Here is a 12,955-nt window from a genome sequence, read left to right as displayed (position 1 = left end):
GCCACCGCCCCCTATTTCTCTTCATCAGGCGCAGGCGCACTGATCTTATAAGACATTTTGAAACTACTCGCCTGCTCGCCATACGCCGATGCAGCACTTACAGCGGTTAAATTTGGATCAGTGAACCATGGCGAAGCGTCTAATTTACGCATCAAACTCGAGACTCTATTGTTCGATTCAGCAACGCCCTGAATCTGAATACGAGAATTCCGGCGATTTACAGAGGTATAAAACAAACCATCGGGCAAAGTTCTCACCATTTCGTCAAACACACGGACAATCAAGGGCCGAGTGCCCTGTAAGTCTTGAATTATTGTCATTCGGTCTAAAAGTTGCTGGCGGCGCTTTTCAAGATTTTTGATCTCAGCAACTTCTTTATTAATCTTTTTTATATGCCCCTGTAGATAGGCGTTGCGCGCTTCTTGATGACTTATCGCACTATTGACGATCGACATAGCTAACACCACGAGCAAGACAGCAAGTACCGCTACACCACCAAGCACTACAAGAAACTGTTGTTTAATCAGTTGGCGGCGCTCTTCACGCCAAGGCAATAAGTTAATGGTTGCCATGTTAATCAAAACTCCTAAGTGCCAAGCCACAGGCAATCAACATGGCCGGTGCATCGCTTGTCAGCTTCATGGCGTCCACCCCCGGCGCAACAGACATAGAAGCAAATGGATTGGCAATGACCGTGCTAACTTCTACCCGCTCTTCGACTAATTCTGCCAAACCTTGCATAGCCGCAACCCCACCGGCGAGTACAATAATATCGACGTGGCTATATTGGCTAGCCGAATAAAAAAACTGTAACGACCTCGAAACTTGCTGAATAACCGCCTCGCGGAACGGTGCTAATACTTCGCTGTCATAGTCGTCGGAGAGCCCGCCTTGCTTTTTGGCCAAACCCGCTTCTTCGGCGGTTAAGCCATAGCGGCGCTGAATCTCTTCTGTTAATTGACGACCACCAAACATCTGATCTCTGGTATAGACCGTTTCACCGGCAACAACAACGGTAAGTGAGGTCATACTCGCCCCCACATCGACTATCGCAACAACGGTATTTTCATCACAGCCAATTTGCTGGGAAATCAACTCAAAACTTCGCTCCACCGCATAGGCTTCAACATCAACAACTTTTGGATCAATTCCGGCAATATCTAAGGCCTCAATGCGGGTATCAACATTATCGCGTCGACAAGCCACCAACATGACCTCTACTTCGTCTGGGCTATCTTCCAACTCACCCATAACCTCAAAATCAAGCGCCACTTCATCCAAGGGGTAGGGGATATATTGATCCGCCTCTAAAGAAATTTGAGTTTCAAGCGCATTGTCATTCATTCCCGCAGGCATATGCAGCGTTTTGGTGATAACCGCCGACCCAGGAACCGCAACTGCTGCTCGCTTCAGTTTTGACTTGGAGCGTGAATGAACTGCACGCACCACTTCACCCACCACCTCAACCTCAGCAATGTTTTTTTCTACCACCGAATGCGCAGGTAAAGACATCACCGCATAGCTTTCTACACGGTATTTATCACCATTACGGCTCAGTTCCAGTAGCTTCACAGCACTGGAACTAATATCTATACCTAGCAAACTGCGGGAACCTTGACCGCCAAACAAGCCATCTAGCACTGTAATTTTCCTATTTACATCGTGGACTTAGCGCATACTTTTACATATAAGATTAAATACCAGTGTATACCATTGCGCAAATAGTTCTGAAAAAAAGACGCCGAAAGTGTCTCACTTTTCGTTATCCTATCGTTCAATTAACAATATCCACCTCTATTTGAAGGATTTATATGTCCAATACGACGCGTTATCTTCGTATTTTCATAGGCCTAAGCATTCTTGTCTGCTGTGGAGCCTTAATGATATTTTCTGCGGCCTTCCTTTATATCAGCCCTAAATTACCATCTGTTGAAGCACTTAAAGACACGCAACTGCAAACCCCACTTCGCATTTACAGCGCCGATGGCAAATTATTGGGTGAATTTGGTGAAAAGCGTCGATCGCCCATAAGCATTCATGAAGTACCTGCACTTTTTATCGATGCTTTTCTTGCAGCAGAAGACGACCATTTTTACACTCATCACGGCGTTGACATCAGCGGCCTACTCCGCGCTGCATCCCAATTGATAACAAGCGGCAGCATCCAGTCTGGTGGCTCAACCATTACCATGCAGGTTGCAAAAAACTACTTCCTGAGCCAAGAGCGCACGTTTACACGTAAATTCACTGAAATTTTTCTCGCTATAGAAATAGAACGCGCTTTAAGCAAGGGCGATATTTTAGAGCTATATTTAAACAAGATTTTCCTTGGAAACCACGCCTATGGTATCGAAGCTGCAGCACAGGTCTATTACGGAAAACCCATAAAAGAATTAAATCTCGCTCAAATGGCCATGATTGCAGGTTTACCTAAAGCACCTTCAGCCTACAACCCAGTGGCCAATCCCTCTCGCGCCAAAGTAAGGCGAAACTGGATACTGGGTCGTATGCTCAGTCTCGGCTATATCGATGCTGACGACTACAAAACAGCCATGCTAGAACCCATAAGCGCAAAAGCTTACGGCACCAAGCTCGATGTTGATGCACCTTACGTCTCAGAAATGGTTCGATTAAATATGCTTAAGCGATATGGGCGCTCAGCATATGAAGACGGCTATACCGTCATCACAACCGTCAACTCAAATTTACAAGAAACCGCAAACAAAGCCCTAGTTGATGGCGTTATTGAGTATGACACTCGACACGGATACCGCGGGCCAGAACGTCAATGGACTATCCCTGCTGAATTCACACCGGAAAAACGCCAATCGCTCAGCAAAAAATTAGAAGAAATTGGCAATATTGGCCCTTGGTACCCCGCATTGGTATTAAGCGTAGAAGAAAAAAGCGCATCCATTCTCCTTGCTGGAGAACTACAAACCACCCTTGAGTGGGAGCATGGTCTGGCAAAAACCATCCGCTATATAAGCGAAGATCGGGTAAGTTACGCTGCTGAAACCGCGTCGGAATTACTCAGTGTTGGCGACGTTATTCGCGTTAAAATGAGTGACACCACACCAAGACACTGGATGTTGTCGCAGCTACCCAAGGTACAAGGCGCACTGGTTTCACTCGAAGCCGACAGCGGTGCAATCCTCAGTTTAGTCGGTGGTTATAACTACCAAAAAAGCGCATTTAATCGCGTCACCCAAGCTGAACGCCAGCCGGGGTCAAACTTCAAACCGTTTATCTACACAGCAGCCCTCGACAATGGCTTTACGCCTGCCAGTATCATCAATGACGCCCCCATTGTATTTGACGACGATGCCCTAGGAAACACATGGCGACCTAGCAACGATAACGGCCGATTTAATGGCCCCATGCGGCTTCGCCAAGCCCTTTACCAATCCCGAAACCTTGTTTCTATCAGGGTGTTACGTGAGCTTGGTATTCGCAGAGCAATTAATTATGTAGATCGCTTCGGCTTCGACACCAGCAAACTTCCCCACGACCTCTCGCTCGCTCTGGGAAGCCACTCTCTTACGCCCTTGGATGTTGTCACTGGCTACGCGGTATTTGCAAACGGCGGCTTCAAAATATCACCTTATGTCATTGATCGTATTATGGATCGCGATGGCAATACCGTGTATCGCGCCGACCCAGAAATAGCCTGCCGAGAATGCGGCGAAGAAGATACTGACGCCATCGACAACATTGAAGCTGAAACCCTTGATGACATCATCTATGCCGACGACAACGCATTAAAACCACGCCTAGCCAAGCGCGTTTTAAGCGAAGATGTCGCTTTTCTGATCGATAGCATTTTACAGGATGTTATTACTCGAGGTACGGGCCGCAAAGCCCGTGTACTAGAACGTAGCGATGCCGCAGGTAAAACCGGTACGACAAACGGCCCGACAGATGCGTGGTTTTCTGGATACAGTGGAGGCATCGTGACATCGACGTGGGCAGGGTTTGACCAAAACCTCAATCTAGGTCGACGTGAATACGGTGGCTCAATTGCCCTACCAATCTGGATAGATTATATGCGTGAAGCGCTTAAGGATCACCCAGAGCGCCACCTCAAACAACCGGACAACATTATCTCAGTGCGAATAGACCCTGATACCGGAAATTTAGCGCACCCAGGGCAGAGTAATGCGATTTTTGAGTATTTTAGAACTGATAATGCGCCCAGTGAAAATTTCAATCAGCCATCAAACCCCTATGGCCCTGGCAGCAATGACCCTATAGAAATTTTCTAAGCACTCAGCCTTCCTTAAAACACACCCGCAGAGCGACAACCTCTGCGGGTATACGGATTTCTAGATCGCCTCAAGTGCTTCTGCCAAGGTTTTCACACCAACCACAGTCATTCCAAGGTCGCCACGCGGCGCATTACCATGCGGCACAATCGCCCGCCGAAAACCATGCTTTCGAGCCTCTTGCAGACGCTCCTGCCCGCTTGGCACCGGCCTGATTTCTCCAGACAAGCCAACCTCGCCAAACACAACAAGATCCTCTGGCAACGGACGGTCACGAAAACTAGAAACAATGGCAAACAATAAAGCCAAATCTGACCCTGTCTCCAATACTTTTACCCCGCCAACGACATTCACAAATACATCTTGATCACCCACTTGCAAGCCCCCATGACGATGCAGCACCGCTAACAACATCGCCAAGCGATTTTGCTCCAAACCCACAGCAACTCTGCGCGGATTACCAAAACCGGAACTATCCACCAAGGCCTGTATTTCTACCAACAACGGCCGCGTGCCTTCCCACACCACCATCACGGTACTTCCCGACGTCACTATATCGCCCCGATTCAAAAATATTGCCGAGGGGTTTTTCACTTCTTTTAACCCTAGCTCCGTCATGGCGAAAACACCCAGCTCATTCACTGCGCCAAAGCGATTTTTACTGCCTCGTAAAGTTCGATATCGGCTATCACTACTGCCCTCTAACATAATGGAGCAGTCAATGATGTGCTCTAGCACCTTTGGCCCCGCCAAGCCGCCATCTTTAGTGACATGACCGACCATCAGCAACACGGTGCCCGTTTCTTTAGCAAATCGAGTCAATGCTGCGGCGCACTCCCGCACTTGTGACACACTGCCTGGCGCAGAACTCACATCATCGCTATGCAATACCTGAATGGAATCAACCACCAAAACCCTTGGCTTATTTGCCGCTGCTTGGCCTAAAAGACGGTCGAGGCTCGTTTCCGCACAGAGTTTTAAGTTGTCGGCCTTCAAGCCTAAACGCTTTGCCCTCATGGCAATTTGTGGCAAGGACTCTTCACCCGTGGCGTATAAACACTCACACTGCGCCGCCAAACGGCACAACACCTGCAATAATAAGGTGCTTTTACCTGCGCCTGGATGACCACCTAATAACACCGCCGACCCCGACACCAAGCCGCCACCTAGAACTCGGTCAAATTCATCAAAACCAGTAGACAACCTAGGCAACGCCTCAACACTGACATTCGACAGTATTTGCACCTCACCACCCACCGCTCCGGCATAACCTTGTCTCGCAGAAGTAGCCTTAGCCGCACTAGTCGGACCAAGACGAAACTCCGATAAGGTATTCCATGCACCACAGTCTTGGCACTGACCCTGCCATTTATTATGCTCGGAACCACAATCTACACACACAAATGCCGTTTTTTGTTTTGCCATAAAATAATCCGAATATACTTAGAAACTCGCTATTAACATTAGCTTGGTCTGTCACAGGGCTGACAGTCGCCCCATCAAAGCCGTACAATGGCCCGCTATAACACGAGTACTTGAGATGTCAGCTGCATTGGTAGAACGCCCATTAATTGTCTCTCCGTCCCTCGCCACCACACTTGGCCTAGAGGCCGCCTTACTGTATCAATTACTAGCTGAATGGCTACCACTGCTACCAGGGCAAGAAAACCAAGGACAACGCTGGTTTCTCATCAATAAAGACCAACTCAGCAAACAATTGCCATTTTGGGATTTAACTAAAATAGACGAGGTTCTGCGCACGCTTCACGACCAAGGCCTCATTATTATAGGCGCAGCCTTAATGAGCAACGCCCAAAATATTCGCCTCGCTCTTCCTGAACGGCAACAAACTCAAGATACCAGTAAGATTCACAAAACAAGCGCTGCGGCAGTGGTCGACAAAACCCCGCGTGCCGGCAATCCACCCGCCAACGTATTAAATACCGCGCCACCAAGCAGGCCCGTTCCCGGAAACAGCCTTATTCCGGCTGACTGGCTTCCAGATAAAGCCGGTTTAGATTATTTAACACGCTTCAATCAAGTAGACCCGGCCTTCATTAATGCCGTGCTTCCAGAGTTTATCGCCCATTACCGCGAAACCGGTGAAACCCGCAGCTCTTGGAACAGCACGTTCAGCCAGTATGTCAGTCGACGCTGGAAAAAACAGCAATATGCCAAAATTGAAGAGTCTCGCACCCAACCAATTAGCGGCGATTGGAAACCAAGCCTCGATGCCTTGGAAATACTTGATCGCGACCACGTTAGTCGGCATTTTATTGAAGACGCCATCCCCGAATTTATTTTATATTGGCGCGAACGCGGCACGCCCGACAGCAATTGGAACTCACGTTTTATACAGCATATTCGGTTACAGTGGGCGCGATTTACCAACACCGTCAGCAATGAAAACGAGATAGCTCCCATTAAATCGGATTGGCAACCCAATGATGCGGTATTTGATATTTTTCATATGGCCCGCATCGACCCCGAGTTTGCCAGAGCACAGATCGCCGAATTTATACTTTTCTGGCAAGACAGCGGCACCGCTCATCGCTCGTGGAACACAAAATTTCTCCAACATGTAAAATACCGTTGGGCACACAGTCATCAATTGGGACAGAGCAATGCACGACAGCAACAAGCTACTGGAACAAGCCAAGCGGCAACTGGCTTCATCGAAAAACACACCGACCGCAGCTGGGCAGACGAACTCTGAAGCACCACCAGACAAAAATGCCGTTATTGACGCGCTAAACCAAATGTTTGCCGAATTCGAACTGGTTTACCACAATCAATACAACAAGGCTTTTTCCAGTCCGGAAAAACTGCGTTATGCAAAAAAACTATGGTTCAGTAATTTACGCCACATTTCTCCCGACGTAATTATTAACGCCACCCATCGCGCCATTAGAGAATCTGAGTTTTTACCCACGATAAAAGGCATTCTGAAATATTGTGAACCAGACAATCATGAACTTGGCCTGCCCGATAGCCACACAGCGTATTTAGAAGCCTGTCATGCTCCACAACCCAAAGCGGAACACGCATGGTCTCACCCTGCGGTTTACCATGCAGGACGCGCTAGTGATTGGTTCTATCTGGCCAGCACATCAGAACACAGTGCCTACCCCGTATTTCGTAAGCACTACGATGATTTTTGCCAACGCGTGAAAAATGGCGAAGAACTCACCATCCCTTCGCAGAAAGCGATTCCAGAAACTATTACCAAGCCCTTAACTCCCGCAGAGCAACGCGAGCGCATGCAAAAACTTCGCGATGAATTAGACATTTAACGGCAAGAAACTGGCGTTTATACCGCAAAAGCAATCGTGCAGGCAGCCCGCGCAAGCGCTACAATAACGCCCTTCAAATCAGCCGATTACGACTGACGACACAAAACAGGCAAGTTTATGGCAGATGATAAAACGACACACTTCGGCTACAAAACGGTAGATACACAGGATAAGGTTAAAATGGTCGCCGGTGTATTCCATTCGGTTGCGGCTAAATACGACCTGATGAATGACCTGATGTCTGGCGGTGTTCATCGCCTGTGGAAACGTTTCACAATTGAGCTATCCGGGGTTCGCACCGGCAATGCTGTTCTCGACATCGCCGGTGGCACCGGAGATCTTGCTGCCAAATTCAGCCGCCTAGTAGGCCCAAGTGGCCGGGTTGTACTAGCCGATATAAATGACTCGATGCTCACCGTTGGCCGTGAAAAACTGACCAATAAAGGCATAGTTGGCAATATTGAATACGTACAAGCCAACGCTGAATGCCTGCCTTTTCCCGACAATAGCTTTGACTGTATTACGATTGCTTTCGGATTGCGTAATGTCACCGACAAAGACGCGGCACTGCGCTCAATGAATCGAGTACTCAAACCCGGTGGGCGGCTTTTAGTATTAGAATTTTCTAAGCCCGTGAACCCCGTCATAGGCAAATTATACGATCGCTATTCTTTTGATATTCTTCCCAAAATGGGCCAACTCGTTGCCAACGACCCTGAAAGCTACCGTTATTTAGCAGAAAGTATTCGTATGCACCCCGACCAAGACACGCTCAAAGGTATGATGAGTGATGCCGGCTTTGTAGAAGTCCGCTATCACAACATGACGGCAGGCGTCGTCGCCGTGCACAGAGGCGTGAAACCGTGATTCCACCGGTACTGCAAGGCGCGGCGCTATCAGCACTTGAGAACCTAATAAACAACGCCTTGCAGCTTGACCCGTCAGTGAGCAGTAAACTGCAAGCCTTAAGTGGGCAGTCGTTTGCATTAGAGCTAAAAGAACCGAATATCGATATTGGTATTGGCATTACGGGAAAGCGACTTCGTATTTTGGGGCAGCACAACAATACAGTGACAACCCGCCTCAGTGGTCGCTGGAGTGAATTTGCTAAAGTTGCCACTGCGAGCGACCCAGCAGCGGCACTGATTAATGGCGACATCAGCATTAGCGGAGACACCAGTTCACTATTAGAACTGCGTCAAATCCTGGCAGAATTAGATCTGGATTGGGAGCAACCGCTGGCGGATGCTTTCGGCGATGTTGCGGCCCACCAACTTGGCAGCGGCCTTCGGGCAGGGCAACGCTGGCTTAACAATACCCGTCGCAATTTACACCGCCAATTTAGTGAATATATCGTTGAAGAAAGCCAGCTAGTTCCCCACCCCTGCCAAGCCGACGACTTCTACAATGAAGTAGATGAACTCAAAGCTCGGAGTGAGCGCCTCGACGCCAAAATTCGCCGTTTACAACAGCGAATATCAGCCCCACAAAAAAAGAACTAAGGACATTGCTATGGGGCTGCGCCGCCTAATTGTTATTTGCTGGATTATTTGTCACTACCGTTTAGACACCTTAATTCCGACAGAAAAACTACCTTTGCGAATACGTTTACTTATTCGCCTCGGCCCGTGGCGGCTTTTCCCTCATGGCCAATATAGTCGTGGTGAACGATTGCGTTGTGCACTCGAAAACCTAGGCCCTATTTTCATAAAGTTTGGTCAAGTATTGTCAACTAGAAGAGATCTTCTCGCTGACGACATCTCTGATGAACTCGCCAAATTACAGGATCAAGTTCCACCTTTTGCCAGTGAACAGGCTGTCGCGACAATTGAATCCGCGCTGGGTAAGCCAATCGCTGAATTGTTTTCTACCTTTGATCACAATGCGCTCGCATCAGCCTCCATCGCTCAGGTTCACACCGCCACCTTGCACAACAATATTAACGTGGTAGTGAAAGTTGTTAGGCCGGGAATTGAACATGTCATAGCGGCTGATATCCGCTTATTACAAACAATTGCCCGCCTTGTGCAGCGCCATCTGCCCGACGGGCGGCGACTGCGCCCCGTTGAAGTCGTCGAAGATTATCAACACACTATTTTTGATGAGCTCGACCTACAGCGAGAAGGTGCCAACACCTCCCAACTGCGGCGCAATTTTAAAGACTCTGACGTGCTCTATGTTCCTGAAGTTTACTGGGACTTCACCCGGCGCAATGTATTAGTCATGGAGCGCATCTACGGCATTCCCGTTACCGACCTAGACACGCTGCGTGAACAAGGCACAGACATGAAGAAACTCGCGGAGCGCGGCGTTGAGATTTTCTTTACACAGGTATTTCGCGATAGTTTTTTCCACGCTGACATGCACCCTGGCAATATATTCGTAGCCAAAGATCGTCCCGCGTCACCGCAATATATCGCCATTGATTGCGCGATCATTGGCAGCTTAAGTGATTTTGACCAATATTATTTAGCGCGCAACCTGCTTGCCATCTTTCAGCGCAACTACCGCGAAGTCGCGGAACTACATGTTGAATGTGGATGGGTCCCACCCGACACCCGCGTCCATGAGTTTGAAGCGGCAATTCGTAGTGTTAGCGAACCGATATTTGAAAAGCCAATATCTGAAATTTCCTTCGGTCAATTGCTTTTATACCTGTTTCAAACGGCGCGCCGTTTTGACATGGAAGTACAGCCATCATTAGTGCTGCTTCAAAAAACCCTTCTCAATATAGAAGGCTTGGGACGGCAGCTTTACCCCCAGTTAGACCTTTGGTCTACAGCCATGCCATTTTTAGAGCGCTGGGTAAGGGATCGCTATTCACCTCAAACCATGCTCAAGCGGGTTAGTCACCGCCTACCTGGCTGGCTTGAGCAATTACCCCACCTTCCGGAAACCCTGTTAGAACGTGGCGTACCAAATAAACACGCCAATGGTGAACAGCAACAACAAAATAATGATATTGATCTTATCATGCGCCAACATGCCACCCGAGCGCGAAACCAGCGACTCGCAATCGTCGCCTTTATCGCTGCGGCACTCATTGCCGACCCCGGCATCAGAGAAGGGCTAACAAACTTACCCAAAGGCAGTCTTATGTTATTTGGCGTCGCTTTATATTTCTTTATACGCAGCCGCTGAGGTAAAGTAATGCCCTCGCAAAAACAAGACAGAACACGCTAAATGAACACACAATTACTGCAGCACATTAAATGGAATAATGACGGATTAATTGCCGCAATCGCACAAGACTGTAACAGTGGTAGAGTATTAATGATGGCGTGGATGAACGCCGAGTCACTACAGCTAAGTATTGATAGCGGAGACGCGGTATATTGGTCACGCTCGCGAGGCAAACTATGGCGTAAGGGCGAAAGCTCCGGGAACGTCCAAAAAATCCGCTCAATGGCCTTAGACTGCGACGGTGACACCCTTTTAATTCAAGTTGAACAGCTCGGCGGCATTGCCTGCCACACGGGCCGACAAAGTTGTTTTTATCGCACCCTCAGTGAAGGTGACTGGAAAATTACCGAAAAGGTACTAAAAGATCCCGCCACTATGTATCAACACGTGGAAAAAGCATGACACAATCTATCCTAGAACAACTAGACGCCGTATTAGCGGCTAGAAAAGCAGCTGACCCCACTAGCTCCTATGTCTCCAGCCTTCATCATAAAGGCCTTAATAAGATTTTGGAAAAAGTAGGTGAAGAGGCTATAGAAACAGTACTTGCAGCAAAAGACGCAGAGCAAAACGGCGACAATCAAAACCTCATTTATGAAACAGCGGACCTTTGGTTTCATAGCCTTGTGATGCTTTCGCATCTGGGTGGGAACCACCAGCAAGTACTCGAAGAGCTTGCTCGACGCTTTGGTCTTTCAGGATTAGACGAAAAAGCAGCACGAAAATAATAGAAAACTAAATTACATAACATTATTAAAGATCAAGGAGAACATTATGGGCTTAGGTGGCATCAGTATCTGGCAACTTTTAATTATCCTCGCCATCGTTGTCTTATTATTCGGCACGAAAAAACTCAAAGGCATGGGCAGTGACCTGGGAGGCGCGTTAAAAGGCTTCAAGGACAGCATGAAAGACGAAGACGCAAAAAATCTAGAGAACAAAGAACAAGAGGATGTAAACACCGCATCACAACAAGCTGAACACAAAGACGAGTCAAAACTATAAATGTTCGATATCGGCTTTGCTGAACTGCTGATCATTGCCGTTTTAGGCCTACTTATTCTAGGCCCAGAACGGTTGCCCAAGGCTATTCGCACAACCTCACTCTGGGTGGGCAGGTTGCGACGCAGTTTTAACAACATCCGTTCAGAAATCGAGAAAGAAGTCGGTGCTGATGAAATTCGTCGCCAACTTCATAACGAATCCATACTTGCCTCGCTTAAAGAAACCAAAAACTCGATGCATGATGAGTTTAGTAAGGCTAGCAAGCAGGTTAAAGAGATAGAAAATAGCATCCATCCCGAAGCTAGTGTTCAAAAGACCGAACACGACGATACGCCAGAGACACCAACAACTAAAAAACAAGAAACCAACAATGAGTGATGCCGAACAGGATCAAAGCCAGCCGTTAATTGCACACATTACTGAGCTTCGCGATCGCCTTCTCCGAATTGTACTAGCAGTCCTTATCTGCACCCTTGGCTTATTTCCATTTGCCAATACCATTTATAGCTTTGTATCAGAGCCCATGCAACGCCTGCTGCCAGAGGGTAGCAGTATGATTGCAACCGAAATTGCCTCAACTTTTTTAACGCCGTTTAAATTAGTATTGGTCTCAGCCTTTTGCCTAGCAATGCCCGTGATTTTGCACCAGATATGGCTATTCATCTCACCGGGGATGTACCGTCATGAAAAACGCATTGCAGCACCGCTGTTAATTTCAAGCGTAATGTTATTTTACGCGGGCTTGGCATTTGCGTACTACGTGGTATTCCCCCTAGTTTTCGGTTTTTTCAGCGGTATTACACCAGAAGGGGTGAGTTATACGCCCGATATTGCCCGTTTTCTAGACACTGCACTCAAATTGTTCTTAGCTTTTGGGGTTGCCTTCGAAATTCCTATCGCCACCGTGCTGGTCATCGCCTCTGGTGCGATAACCGCCAAAGACCTTGCCGCAAAAAGACCTTACGTTGTCATTGCCTGCTTTGTTTTTGGCATGCTACTAACCCCACCCGATGTCATCTCCCAGATGCTACTCGCTATCCCCATGTGGCTGCTATTTGAAGTAGGGATTATTTTTGGAAGATTGGTGAAACATAAGCCCTCCGAAGATGATAACGCTGACAAGGAATAAGTAAGCCTAGAGTCAATCATCAGGGGAAGCGCCGCATCCAAATGCGAGGCTTTCAAAGCAGGCAGATTTAACAATAAAGC

14 protein-coding genes are annotated in these 12,955 nt (G+C 48.0%); 11 read left to right on the top strand and 3 right to left on the bottom strand.

Annotated features, from left to right (window positions below):
* Window positions 1–11: 11 nt before the first annotated feature.
* Together AELLOGFF_RS02235 and AELLOGFF_RS02230 are read right to left on the bottom strand one after the other, a co-directional pair.
* Window positions 12–572: a PilN domain-containing protein gene (locus AELLOGFF_RS02235; RefSeq protein ID WP_159267139.1), complete on the bottom strand. Its 561-nt coding sequence runs from the start codon at window positions 570–572 to the stop codon at window positions 12–14.
* Window position 573: 1 nt separating this feature from the next.
* Window positions 574–1,641, bottom strand: coding sequence for a pilus assembly protein PilM (locus AELLOGFF_RS02230; RefSeq protein ID WP_200842585.1), 1,068 nt, complete (start codon window positions 1,639–1,641; stop codon window positions 574–576).
* A gap of 170 nt (window positions 1,642–1,811) precedes the next feature.
* Here AELLOGFF_RS02230 and AELLOGFF_RS02225 point away from each other — a divergent pair, with 170 nt between their 5' ends.
* Entirely contained in the window at window positions 1,812–4,265 is a 2,454-nt protein-coding gene (locus AELLOGFF_RS02225) for a penicillin-binding protein 1A (RefSeq protein WP_159267138.1), read from the top strand.
* Between the two features lie 60 nt (window positions 4,266–4,325).
* On the opposite strand, the gene radA is transcribed toward AELLOGFF_RS02225, so the two are convergent.
* Complete coding sequence (gene radA / locus AELLOGFF_RS02220) at window positions 4,326–5,690, bottom strand: DNA repair protein RadA (RefSeq protein WP_159267137.1); 1,365 nt, start codon at window positions 5,688–5,690, stop codon at window positions 4,326–4,328.
* Window positions 5,691–5,805: 115 nt separating this feature from the next.
* Here radA and AELLOGFF_RS02215 point away from each other — a divergent pair, with 115 nt between their 5' ends.
* From AELLOGFF_RS02215 to tatC, 10 genes are all read left to right on the top strand, one after another.
* Window positions 5,806–6,981 (top strand): DnaT-like ssDNA-binding domain-containing protein, encoded by a 1,176-nt coding sequence (locus AELLOGFF_RS02215; RefSeq protein ID WP_159267136.1) that lies wholly within the window; start codon window positions 5,806–5,808, stop codon window positions 6,979–6,981.
* Window positions 6,890–7,558 (top strand): replication protein P, encoded by a 669-nt coding sequence (locus AELLOGFF_RS02210; RefSeq protein ID WP_235035529.1) that lies wholly within the window; start codon window positions 6,890–6,892, stop codon window positions 7,556–7,558. Before AELLOGFF_RS02215 ends, AELLOGFF_RS02210 begins: the two co-directional genes overlap by 92 nt.
* A 117-nt stretch (window positions 7,559–7,675) precedes the next feature.
* The gene (ubiE, locus tag AELLOGFF_RS02205) at window positions 7,676–8,425 is read left to right on the top strand and encodes a bifunctional demethylmenaquinone methyltransferase/2-methoxy-6-polyprenyl-1,4-benzoquinol methylase UbiE (RefSeq protein ID WP_159267135.1); all 750 of its coding nucleotides are present in this window, start codon (window positions 7,676–7,678) and stop codon (window positions 8,423–8,425) included.
* Window positions 8,422–9,060, top strand: a complete 639-nt coding sequence (locus AELLOGFF_RS02200) for a ubiquinone biosynthesis accessory factor UbiJ (RefSeq protein ID WP_159267134.1) — start codon at window positions 8,422–8,424, stop codon at window positions 9,058–9,060. The genes ubiE and AELLOGFF_RS02200 overlap by 4 nt, the downstream gene beginning before the upstream one ends.
* Window positions 9,061–9,070: 10 nt before the next feature.
* A complete protein-coding gene (ubiB, locus tag AELLOGFF_RS02195; protein WP_159267133.1) occupies window positions 9,071–10,699 on the top strand; it encodes a ubiquinone biosynthesis regulatory protein kinase UbiB in 1,629 nt (542 codons plus the stop codon).
* A 42-nt stretch (window positions 10,700–10,741) separates the two neighbouring features.
* A complete protein-coding gene (gene hisI, locus AELLOGFF_RS02190; protein ID WP_159267132.1) occupies window positions 10,742–11,143 on the top strand; it encodes a phosphoribosyl-AMP cyclohydrolase in 402 nt (133 codons plus the stop codon).
* On the top strand, window positions 11,140–11,469 hold the full coding sequence (locus AELLOGFF_RS02185) for a phosphoribosyl-ATP diphosphatase (RefSeq protein ID WP_159267131.1): 330 nt from the start codon (window positions 11,140–11,142) through the stop codon (window positions 11,467–11,469). The genes hisI and AELLOGFF_RS02185 overlap by 4 nt, the downstream gene beginning before the upstream one ends.
* 46 nt (window positions 11,470–11,515) lie before the next feature.
* Window positions 11,516–11,746, top strand: coding sequence for a Sec-independent protein translocase subunit TatA (gene tatA / locus AELLOGFF_RS02180; RefSeq protein WP_159267130.1), 231 nt, complete (start codon window positions 11,516–11,518; stop codon window positions 11,744–11,746).
* On the top strand, window positions 11,747–12,124 hold the full coding sequence (gene tatB, locus AELLOGFF_RS02175; RefSeq protein ID WP_159267129.1) for a Sec-independent protein translocase protein TatB: 378 nt from the start codon (window positions 11,747–11,749) through the stop codon (window positions 12,122–12,124).
* Window positions 12,117–12,875, top strand: coding sequence for a twin-arginine translocase subunit TatC (tatC, locus tag AELLOGFF_RS02170; RefSeq protein ID WP_159267128.1), 759 nt, complete (start codon window positions 12,117–12,119; stop codon window positions 12,873–12,875). Before tatB ends, tatC begins: the two co-directional genes overlap by 8 nt.
* The last annotated feature ends 80 nt before the right edge of the window (window positions 12,876–12,955 follow it).

Source organism: Zhongshania aliphaticivorans, assembly GCF_902705875.1.
Taxonomy (GTDB): Bacteria; Pseudomonadota; Gammaproteobacteria; order Pseudomonadales; family Spongiibacteraceae; genus Spongiibacter; species Spongiibacter aliphaticivorans_A.
The sequence above is the reverse complement of the archived record's forward strand: the minus strand, read 5'-3'. Positions and strand labels throughout refer to the sequence as shown.